At 43.5% G+C, this 886-nt stretch carries 1 protein-coding gene and 1 pseudogene; both read left to right on the top strand.

Annotation, left to right across the window (positions count from 1 at the left end):
• Positions 1–116: 116 nt before the first annotated feature.
• On the top strand, positions 117–350 hold the full coding sequence (locus R7Q48_RS25685; RefSeq protein ID WP_020841183.1) for a DUF2789 domain-containing protein: 234 nt from the start codon (positions 117–119) through the stop codon (positions 348–350).
• 132 nt (positions 351–482) lie between these two features.
• A pseudogene (locus R7Q48_RS25680) lies at positions 483–886 on the top strand (DNA polymerase IV); the annotation flags it as partial.

Here is an 886-nt window from a genome sequence, read left to right as displayed (position 1 = left end):
GCGTGTATCAAAGCGACGTGCTTTCTACATAGAGAGTGAAATATTACTACTTTCACGGGCGCATAATTGGGTGAGGTATATACTCAAATAAAGGTTCATTCGAGTCGGAGGACACAATGGAATTACATCAACATGGCATGGCTGATCTTTTCAATCAGCTCGGGTTAGGGAGCTCTTCCAAAGAAATTAAAGATTTCGTCAATACGCATCGACATAAACGTGAATCAGCACCTTTACACGAAGCGAGTTTCTGGACACATTCTCAGGCCGCATTTTTAAAACAAGCTATTGAAGAAGATGCTGATTGGGCTGAGCTTGTGGATCAGCTCGATGTAATGTTGCGTGATTGAACCGCGATAAAAAAAGATAATTCAACCCTTTAGAAACTTGGCAATATGTTCTTTGAGCGGTGGTTTTAATCTTTCATTTTCTTGCTTCGTTAATTGAATTATACTGTATTTTTAACCAGTATTTTGTCGGGTATGTCAGAGCGAATCAGAAAGATTATTCATGTCGATATGGATTGTTTTTATGCTGCCGTCGAGATGCGAGATAACCCAAATTATCGAGATATAGCGCTTGCGGTTGGCGGGCATGAAAAACAGCGCGGCGTCATTAGCACGTGTAACTACGAAGCACGCAAGTTTGGCGTACGTAGTGCCATGCCTACCGCTCGTGCGTTGCAGCTTTGCCCGCATTTGCTCGTTGTTCCCGGTCGAATGCATGTCTACAAACAAGTCTCACTGCAAATTCGAGCTATCTTCGAACGTTATACTTCCTTAATTGAACCTCTTTCTCTTGATGAGGCCTACCTAGATGTTACCGATGCGACAGCGTGCCGGGGTTCAGCAACCCTGATTGCGGAGTCTATCCGTAATGATATTCG

It is taken from the genome of Vibrio sp. 378, assembly GCF_033339435.1.
Note: the sequence above shows the minus strand (reverse complement) of the source record. Positions and strands in the feature narration are given on the sequence as shown.